Annotated in this window: 25 protein-coding genes and 1 tRNA gene; 14 read left to right on the top strand and 12 right to left on the bottom strand. The window is 39.1% G+C overall.

Going from position 1 to position 25,138, the window contains the following annotated elements; translation table 11 throughout:
* The first annotated feature begins 11 nt into the window (after positions 1 to 11).
* From H3T46_RS05550 to moaA, 8 genes are all read left to right on the top strand, one after another.
* Positions 12 to 3,710: a nitrate reductase subunit alpha gene (locus H3T46_RS05550; RefSeq protein WP_155566073.1), complete on the top strand. Its 3,699-nt coding sequence runs from the start codon at positions 12 to 14 to the stop codon at positions 3,708 to 3,710.
* A 10-nt stretch (positions 3,711 to 3,720) separates the two neighbouring features.
* A complete protein-coding gene (gene narH / locus H3T46_RS05545; RefSeq protein ID WP_198197802.1) occupies positions 3,721 to 5,277 on the top strand; it encodes a nitrate reductase subunit beta in 1,557 nt (518 codons plus the stop codon).
* Complete coding sequence (narJ, locus tag H3T46_RS05540) at positions 5,277 to 5,933, top strand: nitrate reductase molybdenum cofactor assembly chaperone (protein WP_198197800.1); 657 nt, start codon at positions 5,277 to 5,279, stop codon at positions 5,931 to 5,933. Before narH ends, narJ begins: the two co-directional genes overlap by 1 nt.
* A complete protein-coding gene (gene narI / locus H3T46_RS05535; RefSeq protein WP_110439144.1) occupies positions 5,917 to 6,603 on the top strand; it encodes a respiratory nitrate reductase subunit gamma in 687 nt (228 codons plus the stop codon). Before narJ ends, narI begins: the two co-directional genes overlap by 17 nt.
* Before the next feature lie 18 nt (positions 6,604 to 6,621).
* Positions 6,622 to 7,398: a molybdate ABC transporter substrate-binding protein gene (gene modA / locus H3T46_RS05530; RefSeq protein WP_198197797.1), complete on the top strand. Its 777-nt coding sequence runs from the start codon at positions 6,622 to 6,624 to the stop codon at positions 7,396 to 7,398.
* Positions 7,399 to 7,404: 6 nt separating this feature from the next.
* Positions 7,405 to 8,082: a molybdate ABC transporter permease subunit gene (gene modB, locus H3T46_RS05525; protein WP_198197795.1), complete on the top strand. Its 678-nt coding sequence runs from the start codon at positions 7,405 to 7,407 to the stop codon at positions 8,080 to 8,082.
* Between the two features lie 50 nt (positions 8,083 to 8,132).
* The gene (locus H3T46_RS05520) at positions 8,133 to 8,747 is read left to right on the top strand and encodes an ABC transporter ATP-binding protein (protein ID WP_232350013.1); all 615 of its coding nucleotides are present in this window, start codon (positions 8,133 to 8,135) and stop codon (positions 8,745 to 8,747) included.
* Between the two features lie 130 nt (positions 8,748 to 8,877).
* Positions 8,878 to 9,867, top strand: coding sequence for a GTP 3',8-cyclase MoaA (gene moaA / locus H3T46_RS05515; protein WP_347401015.1), 990 nt, complete (start codon positions 8,878 to 8,880; stop codon positions 9,865 to 9,867).
* Positions 9,868 to 9,877: 10 nt separating this feature from the next.
* On the opposite strand, the gene mog is transcribed toward moaA, so the two are convergent.
* From mog to H3T46_RS05490, 5 genes are read right to left on the bottom strand one after another with little or no spacing between them, the layout of a single operon-like run.
* Entirely contained in the window at positions 9,878 to 10,444 is a 567-nt protein-coding gene (gene mog / locus H3T46_RS05510; protein WP_198197791.1) for a molybdopterin adenylyltransferase, read from the bottom strand.
* Positions 10,445 to 10,468: 24 nt separating this feature from the next.
* Positions 10,469 to 11,677, bottom strand: coding sequence for a gephyrin-like molybdotransferase Glp (gene glp, locus H3T46_RS05505; RefSeq protein ID WP_198197788.1), 1,209 nt, complete (start codon positions 11,675 to 11,677; stop codon positions 10,469 to 10,471).
* Entirely contained in the window at positions 11,661 to 12,275 is a 615-nt protein-coding gene (gene mobA / locus H3T46_RS05500) for a molybdenum cofactor guanylyltransferase MobA (RefSeq protein ID WP_198197786.1), read from the bottom strand. Before mobA ends, glp begins: the two co-directional genes overlap by 17 nt.
* A complete protein-coding gene (locus H3T46_RS05495; protein ID WP_155566063.1) occupies positions 12,268 to 12,726 on the bottom strand; it encodes a molybdenum cofactor biosynthesis protein MoaE in 459 nt (152 codons plus the stop codon). Before H3T46_RS05495 ends, mobA begins: the two co-directional genes overlap by 8 nt.
* 1 nt (position 12,727) lies before the next feature.
* Positions 12,728 to 12,976, bottom strand: coding sequence for a MoaD/ThiS family protein (locus tag H3T46_RS05490; protein WP_110439136.1), 249 nt, complete (start codon positions 12,974 to 12,976; stop codon positions 12,728 to 12,730).
* Positions 12,977 to 13,032: 56 nt separating this feature from the next.
* Here H3T46_RS05490 and moaC point away from each other — a divergent pair, with 56 nt between their 5' ends.
* Together moaC and H3T46_RS05480 are read left to right on the top strand one after the other, a co-directional pair.
* A complete protein-coding gene (gene moaC / locus H3T46_RS05485; protein ID WP_198197784.1) occupies positions 13,033 to 13,506 on the top strand; it encodes a cyclic pyranopterin monophosphate synthase MoaC in 474 nt (157 codons plus the stop codon).
* A 77-nt stretch (positions 13,507 to 13,583) separates the two neighbouring features.
* A tRNA-Lys gene (locus tag H3T46_RS05480) sits at positions 13,584 to 13,659 on the top strand.
* A 194-nt stretch (positions 13,660 to 13,853) separates the two neighbouring features.
* On the opposite strand, the gene H3T46_RS05475 is transcribed toward H3T46_RS05480, so the two are convergent.
* Together H3T46_RS05475 and H3T46_RS05470 are read right to left on the bottom strand one after the other, a co-directional pair.
* The gene (locus H3T46_RS05475) at positions 13,854 to 15,182 is read right to left on the bottom strand and encodes an oligosaccharide flippase family protein (protein ID WP_198197782.1); all 1,329 of its coding nucleotides are present in this window, start codon (positions 15,180 to 15,182) and stop codon (positions 13,854 to 13,856) included.
* A gap of 129 nt (positions 15,183 to 15,311) precedes the next feature.
* Positions 15,312 to 15,971, bottom strand: coding sequence for a histidine phosphatase family protein (locus tag H3T46_RS05470; protein WP_122124140.1), 660 nt, complete (start codon positions 15,969 to 15,971; stop codon positions 15,312 to 15,314).
* A gap of 158 nt (positions 15,972 to 16,129) precedes the next feature.
* Here H3T46_RS05470 and rfbB point away from each other — a divergent pair, with 158 nt between their 5' ends.
* The 4 genes from rfbB to rfbD are packed head-to-tail and all read left to right on the top strand — an operon-like array spanning position 16,130 to position 19,568.
* Positions 16,130 to 17,185, top strand: coding sequence for a dTDP-glucose 4,6-dehydratase (rfbB, locus tag H3T46_RS05465; protein ID WP_155568600.1), 1,056 nt, complete (start codon positions 16,130 to 16,132; stop codon positions 17,183 to 17,185).
* Positions 17,182 to 18,087 carry a glucose-1-phosphate thymidylyltransferase RfbA gene (rfbA, locus tag H3T46_RS05460; protein ID WP_155580988.1) on the top strand — a complete coding sequence of 302 codons (906 nt, stop codon included), beginning with the start codon at positions 17,182 to 17,184 and terminating at the stop codon, positions 18,085 to 18,087. Before rfbB ends, rfbA begins: the two co-directional genes overlap by 4 nt.
* Positions 18,088 to 18,116: 29 nt before the next feature.
* The gene (gene rfbC, locus H3T46_RS05455; RefSeq protein WP_198197780.1) at positions 18,117 to 18,677 is read left to right on the top strand and encodes a dTDP-4-dehydrorhamnose 3,5-epimerase; all 561 of its coding nucleotides are present in this window, start codon (positions 18,117 to 18,119) and stop codon (positions 18,675 to 18,677) included.
* Between the two features lie 12 nt (positions 18,678 to 18,689).
* Positions 18,690 to 19,568: a dTDP-4-dehydrorhamnose reductase gene (gene rfbD, locus H3T46_RS05450; protein ID WP_155580986.1), complete on the top strand. Its 879-nt coding sequence runs from the start codon at positions 18,690 to 18,692 to the stop codon at positions 19,566 to 19,568.
* A 31-nt stretch (positions 19,569 to 19,599) separates the two neighbouring features.
* Here the strand turns inward: rfbD and H3T46_RS05445 are convergent, their stop codons facing one another.
* From H3T46_RS05445 to H3T46_RS05425, 5 genes are all read right to left on the bottom strand, one after another.
* A complete protein-coding gene (locus tag H3T46_RS05445) occupies positions 19,600 to 20,265 on the bottom strand; it encodes an RluA family pseudouridine synthase (RefSeq protein WP_230873474.1) in 666 nt (221 codons plus the stop codon).
* 17 nt (positions 20,266 to 20,282) lie between these two features.
* Entirely contained in the window at positions 20,283 to 22,967 is a 2,685-nt protein-coding gene (locus H3T46_RS05440) for a DNA translocase FtsK 4TM domain-containing protein (RefSeq protein ID WP_347401014.1), read from the bottom strand.
* Positions 22,968 to 23,037: 70 nt separating this feature from the next.
* On the bottom strand, positions 23,038 to 23,595 hold the full coding sequence (gene rsmD / locus H3T46_RS05435) for a 16S rRNA (guanine(966)-N(2))-methyltransferase RsmD (protein ID WP_110439128.1): 558 nt from the start codon (positions 23,593 to 23,595) through the stop codon (positions 23,038 to 23,040).
* Between the two features lie 4 nt (positions 23,596 to 23,599).
* Positions 23,600 to 24,376: a pseudouridine synthase gene (locus tag H3T46_RS05430; RefSeq protein ID WP_198197778.1), complete on the bottom strand. Its 777-nt coding sequence runs from the start codon at positions 24,374 to 24,376 to the stop codon at positions 23,600 to 23,602.
* Positions 24,357 to 25,058 (bottom strand): gamma-glutamyl-gamma-aminobutyrate hydrolase family protein, encoded by a 702-nt coding sequence (locus tag H3T46_RS05425; RefSeq protein ID WP_198197776.1) that lies wholly within the window; start codon positions 25,056 to 25,058, stop codon positions 24,357 to 24,359. The genes H3T46_RS05430 and H3T46_RS05425 overlap by 20 nt, the downstream gene beginning before the upstream one ends.
* Positions 25,059 to 25,138: the final 80 nt, after the last annotated feature.

The following is a 25,138-nucleotide window of genomic DNA, read 5'->3' as shown; positions in this document are numbered from 1 at the left end:
GGAAATTGATTATGAGCCATATATTAGATCGTTTAAACTTTTTTAAAAAAACGAAAAGCAGTTTTGCTGACGGGCATGGCGCTGTTGTTAACGAGGACAGAAAATGGGAAGACGCGTATAGACAACGTTGGCAACAGGATAAAATCGTAAGATCAACTCACGGTGTGAATTGTACTGGATCCTGCAGTTGGAAAATCTATGTTAAAAGTGGATTGATTACCTGGGAAACCCAACAGACAAATTATCCGAGAACTCGTGCGGATCTACCCAATCATGAACCCAGGGGATGTCCTCGCGGGGCATCTTACAGCTGGTATGTTTATTCTGCCCAACGTGTTAAATATCCAATGCTGCGTGGACAGCTGGCTAGATTATGGCGTGATGCACGTCAGAAGATGGATCCGATATCCGCCTGGGAATATATCAGTCAAACACCAGAATTGGCCAGTTCTTACAAGAAAAGACGTGGATTGGGCGGTTTTGTCCGATCAACCTGGCGGGAAGTCAACGAGCTTGTTGCCGCGGCAAATAACTTTACCATCAAAAAATATGGTCCCGACCGTATTATCGGATTTTCTCCTATTCCGGCTATGTCGATGGTCAGCTACGCTTCCGGATCCCGTTATCTTTCTCTTATTGGGGGTGTTCCGCTATCTTTTTATGATTGGTATTGCGATCTGCCACCAGCAAGCCCACAAGTATGGGGCGAGCAAACCGATGTTCCGGAATCAGCCGATTGGTATAATTCAACCTATTTACTAGTGTGGGGATCAAATATCCCCATGACTCGCACGCCAGACGCTCATTTTTATGCCGAAGTTCGTTATAAAGGTACAAAAACGGTCGCTGTTTCATCAGATTATGGTGAAATGGTAAAATTCAGTGATATATGGCTCTCTCCCAAACAAGGTACGGATGCTGCCTTGTCCATGGCGATGGGGCACGTAATCTTCAAAGAATTTCATCTGGACCGTCCCTCTGAATATTTTACGTCATATTGCCGTCAATATACAGATATGCCAATGCTGGTTATGCTTGATGAAAAGAATGGCCAACTGGTTCCCGGATATTTCTTGCGTGCCAGTCATTTGGCAGATCAGCTTGATGAAAAAAACAATCCTGAATGGAAAACGCTTGTTATTGATGAATTGACAGGACAGATTGTAACCCCCAAAGGATCAATTGGTTTTCGCTGGGGTGAAACAGGTCAATGGAATCTTAAAGAACAGGATAGCAAAGGACAGACTGTTAAGGCCCAACTTAGTCTGCTGGGTAAGCATGATAATGTTGCGGAGGTTGTGTTCAATTATTTTGCTGGAGAAAGCAAAAATGAACAAATGCTCCGAAAGGTTCCGGTTAAAACCATTACCTTGGCTGATGGCAATCAGGTAAAGGTTACTACAGTTTTTGATTTAATGGCTGCCAATTACAGTATTGACCGTGGTCTAGGTGATGGCGCTAGAGATTATATGGATGATGTTCCCTATACTCCTAAATGGCAGGAAAAACATACTGGTGTAAAACCTGAATTGGTTATTCAGGTTGCTCGTGAATTTGCCCAAAATGCCGATAAAACTCATGGTAAAAGCATGGTCATCGTGGGCGCCGGATTAAACCACTGGTATCATATGGATATGTCCTATCGTGGCATTATCAACATGTTAATGCTTTGTGGATGTATAGGTCAAAGTGGAGGTGGCTGGTGCCATTATGTTGGTCAGGAAAAACTGAGGCCACAAACCGGTTGGGCTCCATTGGCATTTGGATTGGATTGGAATCGTCCATCTCGTCAGATGAACGGAACATCCTTCTTTTACAATCATACAAGTCAATGGCGTCATGAAAAGCTGGCTATCAATGAAGTTGCCTCACAAAATAGCCTGAGTGAATTTGAAGGTATGGCGCTGATTGATTGTAATGCCAAGGCTGAACGGATGGGATGGTTACCTTCTGCACCGCAATTGTCAATGAATCCGTTGACGTTGACACAAAATGCAATTGCTCAAAATAAAGATCCCATTGACTATGCGGTTGAAGGATTGAAATCAGGTGCAATTGACATGTCTTGTAATGACCCTGATAATCCAGTGAACTTTCCACGCAACATGTTTGTATGGCGTTCCAATATTCTTGGTTCTTCAGGTAAGGGACATGAATATTTCCTTAAATATCTTTTGGGTACTCAGAATGCAGTTTTAAGTGAAGAGCAAAATTGTATTAAACCGAAGGAAATCAAGGTAAGAGAAGCCGCAGAGGGTAAACTGGATCTTCTGGTCGTCTTGGATTTCCGTATGTCAACGACTTGTTTATATGCAGATGTAATTCTTCCGACGGCCACCTGGTACGAGAAAAATGACTTGAATACATCGGATATGCATCCCTTTATTCATCCTTTAAGCGAGGCTGTACAACCTTTATGGCAAAGTAAAAGTGATTGGGAAATTTTTAAAGGACTGGCTGGAAAATTTTCTGAACTCGCCGCAGGATATCTTGGAAATCAAAAAGATCTTGTATTGACACCCTTAATGCATGACACTCCACAAGAGTTGGGGCAGCCTTTTGACGTTAAAGACTGGAAAAAGGGTGAATGTGATCCTATTCCTGGTAAAACAATGCCAGCCATGAAAGTTATCGAGCGAAATTATGGAGCAATTTATGAACAGTTTACATCAATTGGTCCTTTACTTGAAAAACTTGGTAATGGTGGTAAAGGTATAAGTTGGGATACCAAGCATGAGGTTGATCAATTACGTAATTTAAACAAGGTTGTTGGTCAGGGTATTGCAAAGGGACAGCCGAGACTTGATACTGCTATTGATGCGGCTGAAATGATCCTGAATCTTGCTCCTGAAACAAATGGGCATATCGCTGTCAAGGCATGGGGGGCATTATCAAAAGTAACAGGTATTGACCATACGTATTTGGCCACCCCTCGTGAACATGATTCCATTCGTTTTCGTGATATACAGGTTCAGCCACGTAAGATTATATCTTCCCCAACCTGGTCAGGCCTGGAAAGTGAAACGGTAAGTTACAATGCTGGTTATACAAATGTTCATGAACTGATTCCTTGGAGAACCCTGACCGGTCGACAGCAGTTTTATCAGGATCATCAATGGATGCGTGCATTTGGTGAAATGTTGTGTGTCTATCGTCCAGCGGTTGACTTGAAAACAACTCAAAAGGTTTTGGGACAGCATGGTAACGGAAATCCAGAAATAGTCCTGAATTTTATCACACCACATCAAAAGTGGGGCATTCACAGTACTTACTCCGATAATTTACGGATGTTGACATTATCCCGTGGCGGGCCACATGTCTGGCTTTCCGAAATTGATGCACAAAAGGCTGGTATCGTTGATAATGACTGGATTGAGGTTTTCAATCTAAATGGAACTTTAACGGCCAGAGCAATTGTAAGTCAGCGCGTTCCAGAAGGAATGACCTTGATGTATCATGCTCAGGAAAAGATCATCAATGTTCCCGGTGCAGAAGTTTCAAAAAAACGCGGCGGCATTCATAATTCGGTAACAAGAACAGTCTTAAAACCGACACATATGATTGGCGGTTATGCGCAATATTCCTATGGTTTTAACTATTATGGAACAGTTGGTTCAAATCGTGATGAATTTGTTGTTGTCCGTAAAATGAAGCATGTCGATTGGCTTGAAGAGACTGTTAGCGTTAATTACCCAAAAGTTGAGGCATAAGAGATTACCAATGAAAATTAGAGCTCAAATTGGCATGGTGTTGAATCTGGATAAATGCATAGGATGCCATACTTGTTCCGTGACATGTAAAAATGTATGGACCAGTCGAGATGGTGTTGAATATGCATGGTTCAATAACGTTGAATCAAAACCAGGGGTTGGATATCCCAAGGAATGGGAAAACCAGGATAAATATAATGGTGGATGGGTTTTAAAAGGTGGCAAGTTGCGTCCCCGTCAGGGTGGCAAGTTACATATTATGGCAAATATATTTGCCAATCCCAATCTTCCGCAAATTGATGATTATTATGAACCCTTTACATATGATTATGAGCGTTTGCAAAATTCTCCGGATGTAAAAACTCCCCCTGTTGCCCGACCAGTTTCGGTCCTAACCGGACAAAAAATGGAAAAAATAAATTGGGGACCAAACTGGGAGGATGATCTTGGTGGAGAATTTTCAAAGCGTGCAAAAGACAAGCTTTTTGATGGTATTCAAAAGGATATGCTGTCAACTTTTGAAAATACATTTCTTATGTATTTACCAAGATTGTGCGAGCATTGTTTAAATCCAGCCTGTGTTGCAAGTTGTCCTTCAGGTTCAATTTATAAACGTGAGGATGACGGTATTGTCCTGATAGATCAGGATAAATGTCGCGGCTGGAGGATGTGTGTCTCGGGCTGTCCCTACAAAAAGATATATTTTAACTGGGTTTCTGGTAAAGCAGAAAAATGTATATTCTGTTATCCACGTATTGAAGGTGGACAGCCAACCGTTTGTTCCGAAACATGTGTAGGACGTATTCGTTACCTGGGTGTTTTACTTTATGATGCAGATAAAATTAAAGAGGCTGCATCTACGGAAGATACCCAGGATTTGTATGAATCCCAACTGGATGTTTTTTTAGATCCCAATGATCCGGCAATTATTGCGGAAGCTCTTAAACAGGGTTTACCCCAAAGCTGGTTGGATGCGGCAAGAAATTCACCGGTCTATAAAATGGCAGTAGAATGGAAAGTTGCTTTCCCCCTGCATCCAGAATACCGCACCTTACCAATGGTTTGGTATATTCCACCTTTATCGCCTATTCAGTCTGCAGTAGCGAATGGCATGATTGGCAAGAATGGAATTATTCCTGGTATTAAGGATTTACGTATTCCAATTCGCTATTTGGCTAATTTGCTTACGGCGGGGAAAGAAGAACCCATTATTAACGCCTTGGAAAACATGATCGCGATGCGTCGTTATATGCGTAGCAAGTCTGTTGATCAACGTCCTGATCGTTCTGTCTTGAAAGATACGGCTTTGACTGAAGTCCAGATTGAAGAAATGTATCAGATTATGGCGATTGCGAATTATGAAGATCGTTTTGTCATTCCATCATCTCACAAGGAAATGGTTGAAAACGCATTCCAGGATAAGGCTTCCTGTGGATTTACTTTCGGGAATGGATGCTCTGACGGGGTGAATAAGGCAAGTCTTTTTGGCAAAAAGGTTTCTCCAATTATCTTTCACGACGCTGTAGAGGATCGTGAACAGAACAAGGCAAAAGAAAGCAATAGCTGATGGAAATTTTTAAGATACTTTCAGTTTTATTATGTTATCCAGAGCAAGAATTGGTTGATGCACTCCCTTCAATTTTGGGACGTTTAAAAACGCTTGAGATTGAATGGAGCTTGCTTTCTCCCTTATTGGAACATTTGCAAGAAAAAGATTTGATTGATTTGCAAGAAGAGTATGTTTCACTTTTCGATCGTAATCCATCATGTTCATTGCATTTATTTGAGCATATTCACGGTGAGGACCGTCTAAGGGGGCAAGCCCTAGTCAATCTCATGTCAGAATATAAGGCAAATGGTTATGATATTTCAGTAATCGATGAATTACCAGATTATTTGCCTTTATTTTTAGAGTTTTTATCTGTCTGTAATGAAGATGAAGCAAAAGATTTACTGGCGGCATCAATTGACGTGATTGATCACATCGGATCAAAATTGCGGGAAAGTCAGTCTGTCTATGCGGGTATTTTCACTTTACTTGTCAATTATTCTTCTGTTCAACCTCAACCTTTAAAAGTTTCTCCAGTTAAAGATATGGAAGAGGCAATGGAGAAATTTGGCCCAAATATTGAGGGAGTTGAACCTCTTTTACAAACGAATGCCTGTAATCTCTGTTCTGTAGACAATGAAAATAAAGGGGCAAGTCATGCATTATCTCGATAAATTTATTTTTGGAATTTATCCGTATATCGTATTAACAATTTTTGTTGTTGGATGCTTAGTACGTTTTGAACGTGAACAATATTCATGGAAAAGTGATTCCAGCCAGATTTTATATCGTGGACAATTAAGATTTGGAAATATCTGTTTTCATATTGGTATTTTAGGTCTGTTTTTTGGGCATCTTTTCGGTCTTTTAACACCCATCTGGGTTTGGGATACACTGGGAGTTACCCATTCAGCAAAACAGATTTTCGCCATGATGGCTGGCGGCATCATGGGTAGTATCTGTTTGGTTGGGATTTTGATCCTTATTCACAGAAGGTTTGTTTCAGCCCGTATATTGGCAAATAGTACCTGGCGTGATAAATTGTTGTTGGTCTGGTTATTATTGACTTTGTTACTTGGTTTATCAACAATTTTTGTTTCGGCTCAGCATACGGACGGTCATGAAATGGTTCAACTTATGACATGGGTGCAGCATACAATTACCTTTCAAGGTGATGCCGTGGCCTATATCATGAATGCGTCACCAATCTTCAAATTCCATCTTTTTATGGGAATGACGGTATTTGCTATTTTCCCATTTACTCGTTTGGTTCATGTATTTAGTGGCTTTGCCATGGTCAGTTATGTAACTCGACGCTGGCAGTTGGTAAGACCACGTTCATAAACGTGAAGATGTGAACTGATGAAAAATCCCAAAATACTGGAATTAAGATTGCTTAAACTATTGGCTGTTGTTCTGGCTTGTTTTGGATTTTTTCATTCCGTTCAGGCAAAAGAGATTGTTGTTTCTGCGGCGGCTAGTTTAAGCGATGCTTTTAAAGATATAGCTAAAATTTATGAAACATCGCACCCTCAGGATAAAATTTTATTTAATTTTGGTTCTTCGGGCAGTCTGTTAAATCAAATAGCACAGGGTGCCCCGGTTGATCTTTTTGCATGTGCCGATGAAAGCACAATGGATATGGCGGAGCAAAAAGGATTGATTTTTCCTGGATCAAGACAGGATTTTATTAATAATCATTTGGTTCTTGTGACTTTTATTCATAGCAAGTTACAGATACGGGAGCTGGCAGATTTAGATAAACCCTTGATTAAGTGGATCGCGTTGGGACAAGTTGTAACTGTTCCAGCGGGTCGTTATACAAAACATGCATTGCAGGCTGCAGGTTTATGGCAAAAATTACAAGATAAATTCATTCCTGCGCAAAATGTCCGTCAGGTTCTGGATTATGTTGCCCGTAATGAAGTGGATGTTGGTTTTGTTTATGAAAGTGATGCAAAACTTTTTTCAGATAAAGTTAAAATACTTTATCGGGTTCCTTTGCCAAAACCTGTTCAGTACCCAGTTGCCTTGGTTAAAAATACTCAAAACCCAAATCAGGCTAAGGCGTTCATGGACCTGTTATTTTCAGTTAAAGGTCAGAGAATTTTTAGACAATACGGTTTTGCTGTTCGGTAATTGTTCATGGGAATAAATTTTACCTGGACGGCTCTCTTTCTATCCTTGAAAATTGCCGTTTTCGCAGTCGCGATCAATATGTTTCTGGCAATACCTGCAGGATATTTTATTGCTCGATATCGTTTTTATGGTAAGGAATTTTTAGATATTGTCTTTACATTGCCAATGGTTATGCCGCCGACTGTATTGGGATACTATTTGTTAGTATTGTTTGGACAGCATGGTTGGATAGGACAAATATTGGGAAAATATTTTCATCTTAGTCTTATATTTACGTGGCAGGGGGCTGTTTTAGCCGCTATTGTCGTGACTTTTCCTTTGATATTCAAACCCGCAAGAAGTGCCTTTGAATCAATCAATCCTTGTTATGAACAGGCTGCACGGGTATTGACTATTTCTGATATGGCGATTTTTTTCCGTATAACCCTACCTTTGGCTTGGCGTGGTATTATGGCAGGTTTATTACTGGCATTTGCCAGAGCTTTGGGAGAATTTGGTGCAACCCTGATGATTGCCGGAAATATTCCCGGAAAAACACAAACCCTATCTTTGGCAATCTATGAAGCCGTTGAAGCGGGAAAGGATCATGTTGCAAATATATCCGTCTTGATTTTATCCGCTGTTTGCATTTTTGTTTTATTTATGGCTAAACGGCTGAATGTTACGCATAATTCAATTTATTGATCATGATATTTCAAATAAATCTCAAAAAAATAATAAAAAATCATCATCATATGTTTCAGCTCAATGTTGATTTTTATTCTCAAAATCGTTCAGTGGTGATATTTGGCCCATCTGGATCTGGAAAAACAACATTGCTTAAAATAATAGCGGGATTAAATTCACCAGATTGCGGGTTGATAAAAATTAATAATAAAATCTTTTTTGATCAGAAATGTAAAATCAATCTGGCCCCCCAGGAGAGAAAACTTGCTTATCTTTTCCAAGGTTATAGTCTTTTTCCGCATTTAACAGTCAAACAGAATATTTCCTTCTCACTTGTCAAGGGAATATTTAATCCCCGTGTCAGTCAGGATTTTGCAATTGTTAAGGACTGGATGAATCGCTTGGAAATTCTGAACTATGCTGAATATTATCCATATCAATTGTCGGGGGGGCAACAACAGCGGGTTGCATTGGCCAGGGCATTGGTTGCGCAACCCGATTTGTTGTTACTAGATGAACCGTTTTCAATGCTCGATAGTCGCTTGCGACGCAAATTGCGGTATGAAATAAGGGATATTCAACAACGGTTACAATGCTTGATGATGGTTATATCGCACGATGATGAGGATGTAGAGTGTTTTGGTGAGGATATCTTACATTTGGGAAAAAATAGTAATTATTAGATGAATTAATAAATAATAGTTTGATTGTATTTTATCTATAATGATTTTTTAGAAATATTTATGTTTTTTTTTTGATTTTTAAACACATATATAAAATTCATAACTACAAAGTCTTTATTGCAATTATGACGTGGCCGAGTTTCTGATGCTGATTGATAAATTTGGTAGAACAATTGATTATTTAAGAATTTCTGTTACGGATCGCTGTAATTTAAGATGTTCTTATTGTATTCCGAAAGGATTTAATGATTTTGAAACTCCAGACCATTGGCTCACTTTTGATGAATTAATGCGTGTTGTTCGTGCGTTTGTAAGATTAGGTACAAAACGTTTTCGCTTGACTGGTGGTGAACCGTTGGTTCGCAAAAACCTGACAGATCTGGTGCATCGAATTAAAAAAATTGATGAGGTGGAGGATTTATCCATTACAACGAATGGAACCTTGCTGACATACCATGCCAAATCATTGTTTGAGGCAGGCTTAGATCGTTTGAACATAAGTCTTGACTCCTTGAATCGTAAAAATATAGAGGATATTACAGGTCTGGATTGTCTAGAGCAGGTTATGGAGGGTCTGCGAACAGCAAAACAACTGGGTTTTCATAAAATAAAGATTAACATGGTTGTATTGCCAGATAAGAATATGGCAGAAATTGAACGAATGCTCGAATTTTGTATTGAACACGGGTTTATTCTGTGTTTGATTGAAGTCATGCCAATGGGAAAAACCGGGCAAAATATGACAACTGTCTCGCTACAACCCATTATACAAGGATTAAGGAAACATTACGATTTGCGTTCAACGATGAAGATAATAGGAAATGGTCCGGCGCGTTACTGGGAAACAGCAACAGGTAATGTATGTCTTGGATTAATTACACCGTTATCACAGCATTTTTGTGCGACATGCAATCGGGTTAGATTGTCGGTTGATGGAACCCTTTATATGTGTTTGGGACAGGATAACAGCTTTGCGTTAAGGCCGTTATTAAAAAATCATTGTAGTGATAAAGAACTGGATCAGGCCATTCAAGAAGCGATAGAACTAAAGCCAAAAGAACATGATTTTTTAAAACAGCCCAATAAAATTATGCGTATTATGTCAAAGACAGGAGGATAGGTTGACAGTCCTATTTTTTAGGTAAAAAAGCTTTTACGACTTTTTCATCTGTTTCAATCCTGGGTCCACCAATTACATCGATACACATTGGAACCGCGGCAAATACTCCATGTATAAGAACCTTGCCATCTTGATCTTTTACCCCTTCCAACGTTTCACGAATGGCATTCGGACGTCCGGGCAGGTTTAGTATCAGGCTTTTTTTACGGATTACGCCCACTTGTCGTGACAGAATGGCGGTTGGCACGAAATATAAACTGACTTGACGCATTTGCTCACCAAAACCGGGCATAACTTTATCTGCGATGGCCAGAGTTGCATCAGGTGTCACATCTCGGATATAAGGGCCTGTACCGCCCGTGGTTAAAACAAGGGGACAATTTTGATGATCGACCAGATCGATTAATGTTTTTTCAATCAGATCCTGTTCATCAGGAATTAAATGCTCAATATATTGTTTTTCGTTAAGAACCGCTTTATCCAGCCAATTTTTCAAGGCAGGTAAACCTTTATCTTCATATATACCCTGACTGGCTCTATCACTGACAGAAACCAAACCAATTTTTATTGCTGTCATTTTATATTTTCCTATCAATAAAGTCTAAAGAGAATAGTCAAGTGGATAAATTTTTATAAAGTCTCCTTTATGAACAGGGGTATTTTCCGGAATTTCTGCCAATCCATTTGCCTGGGAAAATGTTGCCAACATGGCAGAACCCTGATTATTTAAAAGACTAACATGAGCAGGTGATTGAGAATAATCAACCCGCACCCGTAAAAACTCCCGTCTTGCTTGGGTTTTCCTTTTTTCAAATTGGGCTTGAGCAAGAATAGTTTTTGGCAGGCAATTCTGTAATGTTTCGCCGGCAAGATGTCGTAAAGCGGGAATAACAAGTTGTTGAAAGGTGACGAGGGTGCTGACAGGATTACCGGGTAACATAAAGAATATTTTGCTATTGATTTGTCCCCAGGCAAAAGGTTTGCCGGGTTTAATGGCAAGTTTCCAGAAAATGAGTTGGCCAAGCTGTTGTAAGGCGGCATGAACGTGATCCTCTTCACCAACCGAAACTCCACCAGATGAGATAATGATGTCTGCTTCTTTACCGGCTTTTTTTAATGCGATTTCAGTTTTATCCCGATTATCGGGAAGAATGCCTGCATCAATGACATGATGTCTGGTTTTTTGAAGCCAGGTTAGCAAAAGATAACGGTTTGCATCAAAAATCTTGCCAGAAGATAGAGGCTGACCTGGGTTGATCAATTCATTTCCTGTGGAATAAACCCAAATGGTTAAAGGTTTATATATTTTGACATTTTGATAGCCTTGACTTGCCAGTAAGGCAACACTTGCGGGCGTAAGCCTATGGCCTTGTGTAAGCAGTATATCACCTTTTTTTAGTTCTTCCCCTTGATAGCGTATATTTTGTTCTTTTTTGATCTGCGAGGTAAGAGTTAGGGTGTTGTTTTCAATTTTTGTATTTTCTTGCTGGATTACAGCGCTGGTTCCGGGGGGAATTGGAGCTCCGGTAAAAATTCGTGCGGCTTCACCAGTTTGAAGGGTGACATTGGAAAGGGAATCTCCTGCTGCAATCCGGTTTGTAATTTGCCATTCAGAACATTGACAAGGGTCACCACCCAGAGCATAGCCATCCATGGCACTATTGCTGAAAAAAGGTGTGTCATATTGAACATAAATATTTTCAGCAAGAACTAGATGATTTGCCTTTAAAAGGGGATAATCTTCTATGGGTTGTTTAATAGAGGTTCTTTGCAGAAGTTCTTCAAGGGCCTCATCATAGTTTTTTAGCATGGTGCCTGTCTTGTTGATAACGGGTTAATGTGTCAAGGTCGTTAATATTGGTAAATTCATGTTCATCATGAAAATTCACTTTTATATTTGGGTGTGCAGATATCCATGATTTAAGGCTATAATGCTGATGATTTAAATGATTGGCAAGATAGTCATTCGTACAGGGTTTGCATAAGAAGATACTTGGATGAATCTGTTTTGGTGTCGCTGCGTACGCAATTAGCAAGTCTGGATTTGATATCAATGCGTGATAAAGTGAGGAAACTAGATTTGCGGGTAAAAAGGGAGTGTCGCAGGGAACAACCAATATGTAATCTGTATGAGCGGGAATAAAGGAATAAAGACTGACAATGCCAGCCAGGGGACCTTTTCCTTTCCATTGGGGGAGATCCTGGTAGACTGGAAAACCAAAAGATTGATAAGTTTCAATATGATTGTTTGCGCTTATCAAAATGTTTTGAACATGCGGTTGAATACGTTGGATAACATGATTGACAAGGGGATGACTATTAAGAGAAAGTAATCCTTTGTTTTGACATCCTACACGCCGACCTTCCCCACCTGCCAGAATAAAGGCGGCAATATTTTTATCATTCATGACTGGACCATCGTTCTTTTTCTTTTAAATCGTATGATTTAGCCCTGACCCATCTTGACTGTCCGTTTCTAAAAAATTCTTTTTTCCAGAATGGAGCTTCTGATTTTAAATAATCCATTATGAATTCAGCAGATTCAAATGCAGCCTTTCTATGACTGGCCGCTGTCAGAACCAAAACGATTTCTTCTCCTACCCGTAAATTCCCCACGCGGTGTATAACCTGACAACCCTGTATATCCCATCGTTTTTTTGCCAAATGAATTATTCGTTCAATTTCTTGTTCAGTTACAGACGGAAAATGTTCAAGATAAAGATAATCAAGCGGTTCTTTTTCATCAAACCCCCTGACGATACCGGTAAAGCTGACAATTGCACCACAATTGAAAATGTGAATCTTTTTTCGGAATTCCTCTTGTGAAAAAGGTTGGGTCTGTATTTTGACAGAGAACAATTCAACCTCCTGTAACAGGAGGTAGAATGGCAACTTCATCATCAGGATGAAGGGGAGTGGGTTGATAGATAATGCGTTGATTAATGGCCAGGCGGAAAATGTTTTCTTCTGCCAAGGCGTCCGACCAAGAGGCATTGCGGCTTCTTAAAAAATTAAGTAAATCTTGTGAATTACCGTTGTCCCAGGTAATTTCTTCCTCTTCAATTTGTAAAATATCTTTAAGAAAACCAAAATAACGGATTTTTATCATATTATATATATAGCATCTGCTAGAATGAGTTTAAAGATTAATATAGGAAGAATATCATGAGTAAATTGACGCATTTTGATGAGTCTGGGCAAGCTCACATGGTTGATGTCGCAGATAAGAAAATCTCGAAAAGAACTGCCATAGCTGGGGGGGCAATCCAGATGTCTCAGGAAGCTTTTGAACTTTTGAAAAAAGGAAACAGTCATAAGGGTGACATACTAGGTATAGCAAGAATTGCCGCCATACAGGGCAGCAAACAGACTTCAAATTTGATCCCTTTATGTCATCCATTATCGCTAAATCATCTAAAAGTGGAATTTGAATTGGAAGAAAGCAAACATATTGTGCATATGCGGGTTACTGTTGATACAGAGGGCAAAACAGGAGTTGAAATGGAAGCGTTGACAGGGGTTTCTGTAGGATTGTTAACCGTTTATGATATGCTTAAAGCGGTAGATAAAAGAATGGTCATGCATAACATTCATCTTGTTTCTAAAAAGGGTGGGAAAAGCGGAGAATTTAATTTTTAAATTTTATAAGGAAAGTTCAGTCTAATTACTGAATTCATCTTGTATTTTTGATCGCTTCTTGATAAAAGTTCTGTGTGGGGCGCATAGCTCAGTTGGTAGAGCAGCTGACTCTTAATCAGCGGGCCCAAGGTTCGAACCCTTGTGCGCCCACCATTTTCTTGATACAGAAATTTTTATTTATCAAATATAATTTTGAGAAATATGTATTTTTAAGTTAAAAGCCCCATATTATGAGCTTAAAATTCATGTTTTAGAATTTTGGTTATTTAAATAATAAAAAAATTAATGAGCATTAAACAATATTATAATATTTAATAAGAATATTATTCATAATAATGCAGAATTTATTATTGTGTTATAGTTTTCTTTTTATATTTTATAACAAAAAGGATTTGGGAAATAACCAGTAATACAGATGAAATTAGGGTGGCTGGTCCAATCCCCTGTATCCCCCATTTTTGAATAAAAATAATCAACATTGGTATATAAATGAAACTGTTTATTCCACGAGAAATGGATGCCCCTTTGGTATTTCCTGTTGTGATTAAAATGGGTTCCAAAGAAATCCCCCATAGGATAACTGCTTTTGCACCAGCCAACCAATATAGTAAATGAAGGGTTTCAGGTGTGGTGGATTTATGAAGTAATAATGAAATGATATATGGTGCAATATAAGGTAGAATGAGAAAAATAACGGAAATGATACCGCCGGTTAAAAGAGTGATTTGCAAGGCCATTTTATAAAGGTGCGATGGTTTGCTGCCTTGCCATGAGCGGGTCATTTCCGGATATAATGTAGATTGTAGCATAATGACAGGTTTTGCAATCGCTTCTGAAATTTTATTGGCAATCGAATAGCGTGCATTTTGAACAGTACCAAGCATACTTCCAATAATTTGAGCGGTTATATGGGCGGAAACAAGGGAAAAAGTCATGTTTATATTGGTATTCCAGGCAAATTTCCATATCCCGGGTAAATCTTTGGTAAGCCCATCATTAATACGATTGAAAAATCCTTTTAAAAAACCTTGTTTGTAAAGTTGGTACAAAGCGGTGACCAAAATAGTAATGAAATTCATGAAAGTGGCAAAAGTCCAGACAATAACTGCTCCCAACATACCACCATGAATAAGGGTAAGAAAAGAGATGCCCAAGAACCGAACTGTTGTTGTTGTTGTCCCTTGAATGGCCAGTAAATCATAACGGTTCAATAATAATAAAACGCCATTGGCTGTTGCACTTGTCGTAAATAAAACAGAAAAACTGAAAATGATACCCAGATAATGCCATTCAGGTGGCCACCCCAAAATATTGCTGAAATTTATGGCAATCAGAACACTGACGACCAAGGCAAAGGTAGCACTGCATGCATCAAGTAAAAAAGAAAATCGCAACACTCGTTGAAAAAGGGGAAGATCTTTATTTTGATAGGGTTTAAGACCGTAATGCAAGACAGTCTGCCATGATTGAAATTCTGCCACATCGCCCACAAGCTGGCCAAAAGCGTATATAAGAACCAGAAAACCGTATCCTTTATCACCAATGAGTCGGGTTGTTAAATAAATTTGGGCTAAACCAAGAGGAACATTGATGATCTTTCCGCTTAATAATTTTAATACGTTATATCCTGACCGCCTTAAACTGCCTCTATAGGAAGGGATTTTATTCTTTGGCACTCTTTATTCCATAGTTTCAAGTAAACAGATTTTGTTATTTTCAGTTTTTCAGGGCATTAAAGAGATAATGCCTTAGCAATTTTTTTTTAAGTTAAAATATATAGTAATTTTTTTTAGAAAAATAAAAGGCTAAATCATATCATTTACCGTAATAATATGCCAATGTTCACGTGTTTTTTCTATCAGAGTAATGGAAAGGTTATAAATGGCAAAGGATAATGCTGAATTAACCGGGATTTTTGAAGCATAGGCAAGGGCAGCCCGAATAGCCCCGCCATGAGATATGACAATAATATCTTTATTTGTGTATATTCTGCTAAATTCCTCCATTTTGCAACTGACTCTTTGATGGACATCATTCATGTTTTCACCTTTGGGTGGAGTTTCTTCGGCTGAGAAGGGCCAAAAAGGATGCGCAGAAAATTTTCGGTGTTTTTCAACTGTAACATGTGATAGACCCTGCCAGGCTCCAAGATTCTGTTCCAGAAAAGCATTTTCGATTTGTAAATTCTCAGATCCATAACCCGCCTTTTGAATTTGTAAGGCCGTATCTCTTGTACGGGACAGGCTGGTAATGAACCAAAGTTGTGTCTTGGGTAATTTCTTGGCCAGAAACTGATAGTATGTTTGTTGTTTTTTTAAATGTGTAGGACAGATTGGAACATCTTTAGTACCATAAAGATAAGAACGATCCTTTTCATTAACAATTGCATGACGAATAAACCAGAAACGTGTCGTATCACCAATAGAATCAGGATGGTCTATGAAACTAAAATTATTGTTAGACATAAGCAATGATATACTTTATATAGTCAAAAAATATGGGTATTTATATCATAAATTGCAAATTGGTTTGATTTAATTATTATAAATTTTTAAGATATTTTGAAGATATTCAATAAATTTATAATATAAAATACAAAAAAATTATTTAAGGTACATTAATAATGTTGATTTTAGTCACTGGAGGATGTGGTTTTATTGGTTCAGCTGTGATTCGACATCTTATAAAAAATACGCAGCATGAAGTGGTTAATATCGATATCCTAACGTATTCGGCTTCTCTTGATAATGTGGCAGAAATAGCCGGAAATAGCCGGTATTCTTTTTGCAAAACTGATATTACTGATTTTATTTCATTAAAAAAAATATTTAATCAATTCAAGCCTGATGCAGTAATGCACCTGGCTGCAGAATCTCATGTAGATCGTTCGATTGATGGGCCAGAAGTGTTTATTCGGACCAATATTCATGGAACATATTGTTTATTACAGGCTGCTTATGAATATTGGAGAGCAATGTCAGTAGATAGACAAAGAAAATTCCGTTTCCATCACATTTCAACAGATGAAGTTTTTGGTGCTTTACAGTCTGGAGATCCCCCATTTACAGAACAAACTCCCTATGATCCGCGCAGTCCTTATTCTGCTTCAAAAGCAGCTTCAGATCATCTGGTTAGGGCTTGGTTTCATACATATGGACTTCCAACTTTTGTGACAAACACAACAAATAATTATGGCATTTGGCATTTTCCAGAAAAGTTAATCCCGTTAATGATTATCAATGCCTTGGAAGGCAAGGCTCTACCAGTTTATGGTAAGGGAGATAATATAAGAGACTGGCTGTATGTTGAAGATCATGCTGAAGCGCTTGTAAAAGCTATAGAGCTTGGAATTCCGGGAGAAACTTATGCAATTGGTGCCCAACAACCCAGAACTAATCTGGAGGTTGTGCAAACGATTTGTCATATTCTTGATGAACTGAAGCCTGATCCTCAGGGAAAATACGAGCGGTTGATTCATTTTGTAACGGATCGTCCAGGTCATGATTTTAGATATGAAATAAATCCAGTCCATGCCCAAACCGAATTAAAATGGAAAGCAAAACACAATTTTGAAGAAGGAATTCGTAAAACGATTCAATGGTATTTGAATCATGAGGATTGGTGGAAGAATATTCGTCAAAAACATTATGCTGGACAACGGTTGGGAATAAAACAATGACAAATCAGCATGAAAAATCAATAAAGGGTATATTACTGGCTGGTGGATCAGGTACAAGGTTATATCCTTTGACAGCTGTTTCCAGTAAACAGCTATTGCCTATATATGACAAACCCATGATTTATTATCCGCTGACAACATTAATGCTGGCAGGTATTCGGGAAATCATGATTATCTCTACCCCTCATGATATACCACAAATCAAAAGATTATTGGGAAACGGTTCTGATATTGGAATGAAGTTTGACTATTGTGTTCAACCCAAACCTGAAGGTATTGCACAAGCCTTTGTTTTAGCTGAAGAGTGGTTGGATGCTTCCCCTTGTGCCCTGGTGCTGGGGGATAACTTGATCTTTGCTTCACATTTAAGTCAGTTGTTGCAAAAGGCGGTTCAACGAAAATCCGGTGCAACGATATTCAGTTATCAGGTTAGTGATCCTGAACGGTATGGTGTTGTGACATTCGATGAAAATGGCAAGGTAACCCAGATTGTAGAGAAACCGAAAGATCCTCCTTCAAACTGGGCTGTGACAGGACTGTATTTTTATGATTCAAGGGTTACAGAATATGCAAAAAAAATTAAACCATCAGCACGTGGTGAATATGAAATCACGGATTTAAATAAAATTTATTTTGAAAATGACAATTTACATGTAGAGCGTCTGGGTCGGGGTTGTGCTTGGTTGGATGCCGGTATTCCCGCCAGTTTGATGCAGGCGGGAAATTTTGTGCAAATGATTCAGGCAAGACAAGGGATTTTGGTGGGATCTCCTGCTGAGGTGGCCTATCATAGAGGATTTATTAATGCGGAGCAATTACGTACAATTGCAAAAAAATTGAATAAAACAGACCTTGGGAGAATGTTGATGGATGTTGCAAACGAAGGTTTTAATCAAAAGTAATTAATTATTAAAAGTAAGAAATATTTGTCATGAAAATAGAAAAATTAGCCATTTCAGAAGTATTATTGATAACACCTCCTCGCTTTCGGGATAATCGTGGATTTTTTTCAGAAACCTATAATGCACAGCGATTAAAAGAAGTCGGGATTGATTTGCCTTTTGTGCAGGATAATCAAAGCCTTTCTGTTCAGAAAGGTGTTGTGAGGGGTTTGCATTGTCAGTTGGGCCCTTATGAACAAGGGAAGTTGGTAAGATGTACGCAAGGTTCGATTTGGGATGTGGCTATTGATGCGCGAACGGGTTCTCCGACATATGGGAAATGGGTTGCTGCGGAATTATCAGCTGACAATTGGTCTCAATTGTGGATACCACCAGGATTTTTACATGGTTTTTGTACGTTAACAGAAAACGTTATGGTACAATATAAATGTACAAATTTATATAATAAAGCCAGTGAGCGTGCTGTTTTATGGAATTGTAAAGAAATTGACATTGAATGGCCAATCGCTGTAAATGATGCGATTTTATCAGAAAAAGATATGCAAAATCCATCATTTTCAGCAGCAAAGAATTGGTTTTCATATTCATAAAAGGATAAACTGATGACAATTCTAGTAATTGGCGGGAAAAATGGACAATTGGCAGAATCTTTACGGAATTTGCATGATAAACGCTTAAAGTTCATCGGCCGTCCACAGTTTGATTTTACACAACATAATACGATATCCGGAGTTTTTGAGCAAGATAGACCTGACCTTGTTGTAAATACTGCAGCATGGACGGCTGTTGACGCGGCAGAGGATCATCGAGATGAAGCCTATTTGGTCAATAGCGATGGGCCTGCCTATTTTGCTGAATTATGTGCAGGATATAATATTCCCATGATTCATATTTCAACGGATTATGTATTTTCTGGTGAAAAGGGGACTCCCTACGTTGAAACGGATCCAATTTCTCCCGAAACAGTATATGGGGCAAGTAAGGTTGCAGGAGAGAAGGCTATTTTACAGGCCCATCCTCATGCAATTATATTGAGAACAGCTTGGGTTTATTCGGCGCACGGAAAAAATTTTGTTCGTACTATGATTAACGCGGGAGCCAAAAATCCAGCGCTTCGTGTTGTAGGGGATCAGAAGGGAAATCCAACCTGTTCTGATGATTTGGCTTGGACGATTATGAAAATAGCAGACCAGATTGTCGGTCAAAAATGGCAGGAGAATTGGAGCGGTATTTATCATGCTGTTGGAACGGGTGATGCGACTTGGTATGATTTGGCTGTATATGCATTGAGACAGGCAGAGCGTTATGGACAAAAAATGCCTTCCATTACTTCTATAAAAACTGAAGATTGGCCAACTCCTGCAAAAAGACCGCAGGATTCAAGGTTGAATACGGACAAGCTTTATAAAACTTTTGCCATACGGTTACCGGATTGGCATAAAAGTGTTGATAATGTCATTAAAAAAATTTTCTCGACATAGAATTTAAATATAAAAGTCTTGATCTTGAGGGTTAAGACTTTTTATATATGCTGAATTTATTTATGTAATGTAGCATATGTTGTGGTGGCTGAGCCGTAGCAGAAATGGCTGTTTCCAATTGAAGCGTTAGGGTTCGACTCAATAGTGATAATGGAATGGATGAATATTTCTTGGCACCATATATTGTATCACCGATAATTGGATGTCCCATAATGGAACAATGGGCTCTGGCCTGATGGGTTCTACCCGTTTGTAAATTAAGTTCAATTAAACTGCAAGTATTATCGCCTTTCAAAAATTTCCATTTTGTCAGTGCATTCTGACCCTTATTATCTTGTATCATTTTCCATTGGCCCTTTTGTGTTATTTTTAAAAGGGGGGATGTAATGATGCCGGAATATTTTTTCGGTCTACCCTGAACAATGGCCCAATAGACTTTATTTACTTTATGTTGCGCAAAACAGGCTTGGGCCTTGATTAGGGCTTGCTTGCGTAGGGCTATTAATAAACATCCTGCTGTATCCTGGTCTAAACGGTGTACTAGCCACGGCCCTTCTTTTCGTCTTGATAACAGGGGAAAAAAATTTTCGACAGAGGGAATGGAAACATTTTTATCGCTCGAATACACAGGCATTCCAGCAGGTTTGTCAATGATAATATAATAGTTATCTTGATAAAGAATTCTAAAAGGAAGCAAGGTAAAGAATCTTCCCCTTATTCTGATCTTTTAATAAGGATTTCACGTTTACCAACATGGTTGGCAGGACTGACAATCCGTTCTTTTTCCATTTGTTCAATAATTTTGGCTGCTCGATTATACCCGATGGATAAATGACGTTGAATAAATGAGGTGGAAGCCTTTCCCTCCCTTAAAACAAGATTGATTGCCTGGTTATATAATTCATCATTATTGCCGCCTGAACGTCCATTATTATCTTCCACAGGGTCAACGGTAACATCTTCAACATAAATCGGCTCACCCTGTGTGCGTAAATGCTGAACAACCCGTTCAACTTCTTCATCAGAAACAAAGGGACCATGAATGCGTTCAATACGTCCACCCGCCTGCATGAATAACATGTCTCCCTGTCCCAATAATTGTTCGGCTCCTTGTTCACCAAGAATAGTTCGGCTGTCAAATTTGCTGATTACCTGAAAAGAGATACGAGTGGGGAAATTCGCCTTAATGGTCCCGGTAATTACATCAACGGAAGGACGCTGTGTTGCCATGATAACATGTATTCCGGCAGCTCGAGCCATTTGCGCAAGACGTTGAACGGCAGCTTCGATATCTTTGCCGGCCACCATCATGAGATCAGCCATTTCATCAATGACGATAACGATATAGGGAAAATGTTCAAGGGGAATTTGCTGTTCCTCAAATGTTGGTTTACCAGTTTCAGGATCAAAGCCTGTTTGTATGCGTCTTGTCATGACCTTGCTTTGATTTTTTGCATTGGTTATGCGCTGGTTATAACCATCAATATTCCTGACTCCAAGCTGGGACATAAGACGATAACGTCTTTCCATCTCCCTTACCGCCCATTTCAAGGCAGACAAGGCTTTGTGCGGATCGGTGACAACAGGGGTCAAAAGATGGGGAATACCTTCATATACAGAAAGCTCTAGCATTTTTGGATCAATTAGGATCAAACGGCATTCATCAGGAGACAGGCGATATAATAAGGATAGAATCATGGCATTAACGCCCACTGATTTCCCTGAACCGGTAGTTCCAGCAATTAATAGATGTGGCATTTTTGCAAGATTTGCATAAATTGGCTCACCAAAAATGTTTTTCCCCAAAGCCAGACATAAACGTGCAGAATTTCTGTGCCAGTTTTCTGTATTAAGCAGTTCGGAAAAATATACAATTTCACGAATATTGTTGGGAACCTCAATTCCGATGATATTTCTGCCTGGAACGGTGGCAATGCGCACTGATATAACGGAAAGAGAGCGGGCGATATCATCGGACAGGCCAATGACACGAGCAGACCGGATACCTGGAGCCGGTTCCAATTCATATAAAGTTACTACTGGGCCATGTAGAATATTACCTATAGTGCCTTTTACCCCGTAATCATCCAAAATGGTTTCCAGCATGCGAGCATTGGCATGAAGCATTTCAGGTGTAGGTTTATTGCTTTCGTGATTTAAATTGGGTTTTAACAGGGAAAGGGAAGGAAAAGACCAACCGTTTCCTGATTGTTCTTCAAATGAGGGAGGGTGAGATTCAGATGCATTATTGGAAGATACAAAGTGTTCCTTAAGAGGTTTATGGAGCAGGGAAAAAATACCTTTATTTTTTATGGGCGTAGTTTCCCTTTTTTCATAAGGTTTGTCAGGTTGCCGGGTATCTCCATATTCTATTGATTCGGTGGGTTTTGTTAATTCTCTCAGAGGTTGCTCATTTTTATTAACTGTGGTGGATACTGTTGTTTCTTGCTTTGTTATCAAGGACTGCGATGCCGGCCGATAATTATTCTGGGCATCTTCCTGATCGTCCTCCGGGTTGAAAATAGGTGTGTTGTCTGGTGCCAGTGAAGAGGGTTTCTGTTTTTTTGCATAAGGCTGAATGGCATGGGTTGTTTCCCTGACAGAATCCTGATAGGCGGGAGGGGTATAGGTTTGTTCTTCCTTCAGGATATCTGGATTGGATTTAAAAGGCGAATGGTTGTGGGTTCGTGGAGGGACATTATAAGAATTATTGATATAATGATCAGTTTCTGGTTCGGAAGGTTTAGATTTCCTGAGTAAAGTATAATAGAAAAATTGAAAGATCTTTTTGAAAAAACCTATGATCTTTTTCCATTCCTGTTTTGACAATCCCATTGTTAGAGGGATTAACAGCAAACAAAATATGGCGCTTAAAACCCAGATCAAGATTTTTCCCATAATGCCAAGTGTATCCTGAGCCGCTATCAAAGATGTTCTCGCGATCACGTAACCAATTGATCCCCCCAATCCAGGTGGAATAACAAGCGTAGGAACTTTGTTGCCTGAAAATAGCAGGATGGTTGCCACAATTAGCGCAGCCATGACTGGTATGGCAATAATCATGGCTATAAAACGGATAATTATTCCTTTTAAATATTGAAACCGTATGATGCGCCAACCCCATGCAATAAAAACGAGCACTGGGAAAAAACTGGCTATTCCAACCCATTGAATTAAAATATCTGACAAATGGGATCCAATATAACCGAGCAAGTTGCTGGGAGGCTGGTTTGACGAGGTATTGAATGAAGGGTCATAAGGATTGTAACTGATCAATGCCAGCATAAGTAACAAGGCAAATATCCATAGAATCCAGCCGCTTGCCTGTATCAGCCTTTTACTGAATGAAGATTGAAATTTTGAAGTCGTGTTTTTTCCAATTTTATTCTGGTTAGGCACAGTAATTATCCAAATCCTTACAGGGGTTTATTTATTTTTATAGGGTTATAAAACTGAAATATACCCTTGGTTATTTTCTTTTTACCCAAAATTTTAGGCATGTATTTTTGAAATTTCGTTCAGCTAACATATGATAATTATCATTTAGCATAAGATTTTCATCTTGTGCAATTTCTGTAATGATAATGGATCGGGTGGAAAGCCAATTTTTATTTTCTAGCGTCTGGAGTGTATAAGGTATAAGGTTTTTTCGATATGGGGGATCCAAGAAAACCAGGTTGCAGGGGTGTTCAGTTATTGGCAGGGCCTGATAATCACTGTAAATTACACTATTCAAATGGCAATGACAACGGGTCAAGTTTTTTTCTAAAACCTGACGAGTTGATTTATTTTTTTCACAAAAAAAACCTTTTCTTGCCCCCCTGGACAAAGCTTCAATACCCAAGGCACCCGTTCCGGCAAAAGCATCGAGAACAAGGCTGTCCTGCAAAAAATATTGTCCTCCCCATTCTGCATGTATAAGCATGTCAAATAATGTTTGTCTTACACGATCGGCCGTTGGACGGGTTTCCAGACCAGCAGGGGGGTACAAATGTGTACCCTTATATTTACCGGCAATAATTCGCATCTATCTATTTATTTCTGGATAAAGGTATGTGTTTACCCGTTTGCTCTCTAATGACTTTTCCTGAAACCTCATCAAGACTATTTTTTGGTAATGAACCCAGCTGGAAAGGTCCATAGGCAATTCGGATTAGACGATTAACTTGTAAATCAAAATGTTGCATAACACGTCTGATTTCCCGGTTACGACCTTCCTGTAATGAAACTGTAAGCCAAGCATTCATTCCTTTTTGTGAATCGATTTTGGCAATGATTGGGGAATAGTGTATTCCTTCAACTGTAATGCCATATTTTAGCTGATCCAGTTTTGCTTGTACGATATGACCAAATACCCGGACCCGATACCGACGCACCCAGTGATTGGAGGGAAGTTCCAGCTGCCTTGCCAGGGAGCCATCGTTGGTGAGTAGTAGAAGGCCTTCACTATTTAAATCCAATCTACCTACACTGATAACACGCGGCATGTTGGGCGGGAGTGCACCGAAAACAGTGGGTCGTCCCTCTGGGTCTTTGTGGGTGGTTATCAGGCCAACAGGTTTGTGATATCGCCACAAACGAGAATGTTCTGGATAAGAAATGAGTTTTCCATTAACATAGACATTGTCATTATTCGAGACAAAGGTGGCGGGTTGGGTGATTTGCTGTTGGTTAATAAAGACTTTACCTTCCGAAACCAGTTTCTCAGCATCTCTTCTGGATGCCACACCTGCACGTGCAAGCCATTTGGCAATGCGTTCTCCTTTTGAAAATGAGAGATTGGGAGAATCAGGATCTGTTTTGGGCATAGGTTCTGGCCTTGGCAATTAGTGCTGAAAATAATTTGCGATCAGTATAATCAACAGCAAATTCAGGATGCCATTGTACACCAACAAAAAAAAACCTTGAAGGATCTTCAATTGCTTCGATAGTGTTATCTTCGGCAAGGGCACTTGGGATCCCTTTTCCTGCAGATTTTATTCCAGATTGATGAAAAGAATTTACCATCCATTTTGTTCGCTTGGTTAAAGAATATAAACAGCTTTTTGGCTGAAGTTGAATGCAGTGACTTCCTTGATAGGGAGAATTTATTTGAATATGAGGAAGGCTTTCAGGCAATTCCGTTTGAATATTTTTATATAATTCCCCTTGGAGAAAAAAGGTCATGTGACAGGCACCACCCGCAATGGCCAGAATGGGAATGTTTTTTTCCCAAGCATATTGAAGAAGATTTTGATCAAAGGGTTCATGATTTTTTGAAGAGTCGGAAAATTTATTTTTATAAAGGACAAGCCCATCCATTTTGTCAAGAATCATTGATAAATTCTTTTGATTGACTGGAAAAATACCCAACGGAATTCCACCTGCCTCAAGAACACTTGTTTTTAAGTTTCTGTCCAGAATATAGGAACAAATGTTGTGATTATCTGTAAAGGGAATTGTACCACTATCCAGCGTGATGCCAATCAAGGGTAAAGAAGAATTTGTCATACAAGAATCATGGAGGTGGTGAATGTTAAGGGAGAATAAATTGGATAGACGTTTTTAATAAGAAAAAGATATTTTTGTCA

Origin of the sequence: Commensalibacter sp. M0133 (genome assembly GCF_016101485.1) — a bacterium.
GTDB lineage: Bacteria > Pseudomonadota > Alphaproteobacteria > Acetobacterales > Acetobacteraceae > Commensalibacter > Commensalibacter melissae.
The sequence above is the reverse complement of the archived record's forward strand: the minus strand, read 5'-3'. Positions and strand labels throughout refer to the sequence as shown.

What these genes read in the sequence shown, in the direction of transcription:
- glp (WP_198197788.1), bottom strand. Translation starts at nt 11,677, where the DNA reads ATGCTAAAAAACTATGATGAGGCCCTTGAAGAACTTCTGCAAAGAACC.
- H3T46_RS05550 (WP_155566073.1), top strand. Translation starts at nt 12, where the DNA reads ATGAGCCATATATTAGATCGTTTAAACTTTTTTAAAAAAACGAAAAGC.
- narH (WP_198197802.1), top strand. Translation starts at nt 3,721, where the DNA reads ATGAAAATTAGAGCTCAAATTGGCATGGTGTTGAATCTGGATAAATGC.
- H3T46_RS05470 (WP_122124140.1), bottom strand. Translation starts at nt 15,971, where the DNA reads ATGTCTAACAATAATTTTAGTTTCATAGACCATCCTGATTCTATTGGT.
- narI (WP_110439144.1), top strand. Translation starts at nt 5,917, where the DNA reads ATGCATTATCTCGATAAATTTATTTTTGGAATTTATCCGTATATCGTA.
- mobA (WP_198197786.1), bottom strand. Translation starts at nt 12,275, where the DNA reads ATGAATGATAAAAATATTGCCGCCTTTATTCTGGCAGGTGGGGAAGGT.
- narJ (WP_198197800.1), top strand. Translation starts at nt 5,277, where the DNA reads ATGGAAATTTTTAAGATACTTTCAGTTTTATTATGTTATCCAGAGCAA.
- H3T46_RS05490 (WP_110439136.1), bottom strand. Translation starts at nt 12,976, where the DNA reads ATGATAAAAATCCGTTATTTTGGTTTTCTTAAAGATATTTTACAAATT.
- mog (WP_198197791.1), bottom strand. Translation starts at nt 10,444, where the DNA reads ATGACAGCAATAAAAATTGGTTTGGTTTCTGTCAGTGATAGAGCCAGT.
- H3T46_RS05430 (WP_198197778.1), bottom strand. Translation starts at nt 24,376, where the DNA reads ATGCCCAAAACAGATCCTGATTCTCCCAATCTCTCATTTTCAAAAGGA.
- rfbC (WP_198197780.1), top strand. Translation starts at nt 18,117, where the DNA reads ATGAAAATAGAAAAATTAGCCATTTCAGAAGTATTATTGATAACACCT.
- rsmD (WP_110439128.1), bottom strand. Translation starts at nt 23,595, where the DNA reads ATGCGAATTATTGCCGGTAAATATAAGGGTACACATTTGTACCCCCCT.
- rfbA (WP_155580988.1), top strand. Translation starts at nt 17,182, where the DNA reads ATGACAAATCAGCATGAAAAATCAATAAAGGGTATATTACTGGCTGGT.
- H3T46_RS05520 (WP_232350013.1), top strand. Translation starts at nt 8,133, where the DNA reads ATGTTTCAGCTCAATGTTGATTTTTATTCTCAAAATCGTTCAGTGGTG.
- modB (WP_198197795.1), top strand. Translation starts at nt 7,405, where the DNA reads ATGGGAATAAATTTTACCTGGACGGCTCTCTTTCTATCCTTGAAAATT.
- H3T46_RS05425 (WP_198197776.1), bottom strand. Translation starts at nt 25,058, where the DNA reads ATGACAAATTCTTCTTTACCCTTGATTGGCATCACGCTGGATAGTGGT.
- rfbD (WP_155580986.1), top strand. Translation starts at nt 18,690, where the DNA reads ATGACAATTCTAGTAATTGGCGGGAAAAATGGACAATTGGCAGAATCT.
- modA (WP_198197797.1), top strand. Translation starts at nt 6,622, where the DNA reads ATGAAAAATCCCAAAATACTGGAATTAAGATTGCTTAAACTATTGGCT.
- moaC (WP_198197784.1), top strand. Translation starts at nt 13,033, where the DNA reads ATGAGTAAATTGACGCATTTTGATGAGTCTGGGCAAGCTCACATGGTT.
- rfbB (WP_155568600.1), top strand. Translation starts at nt 16,130, where the DNA reads ATGTTGATTTTAGTCACTGGAGGATGTGGTTTTATTGGTTCAGCTGTG.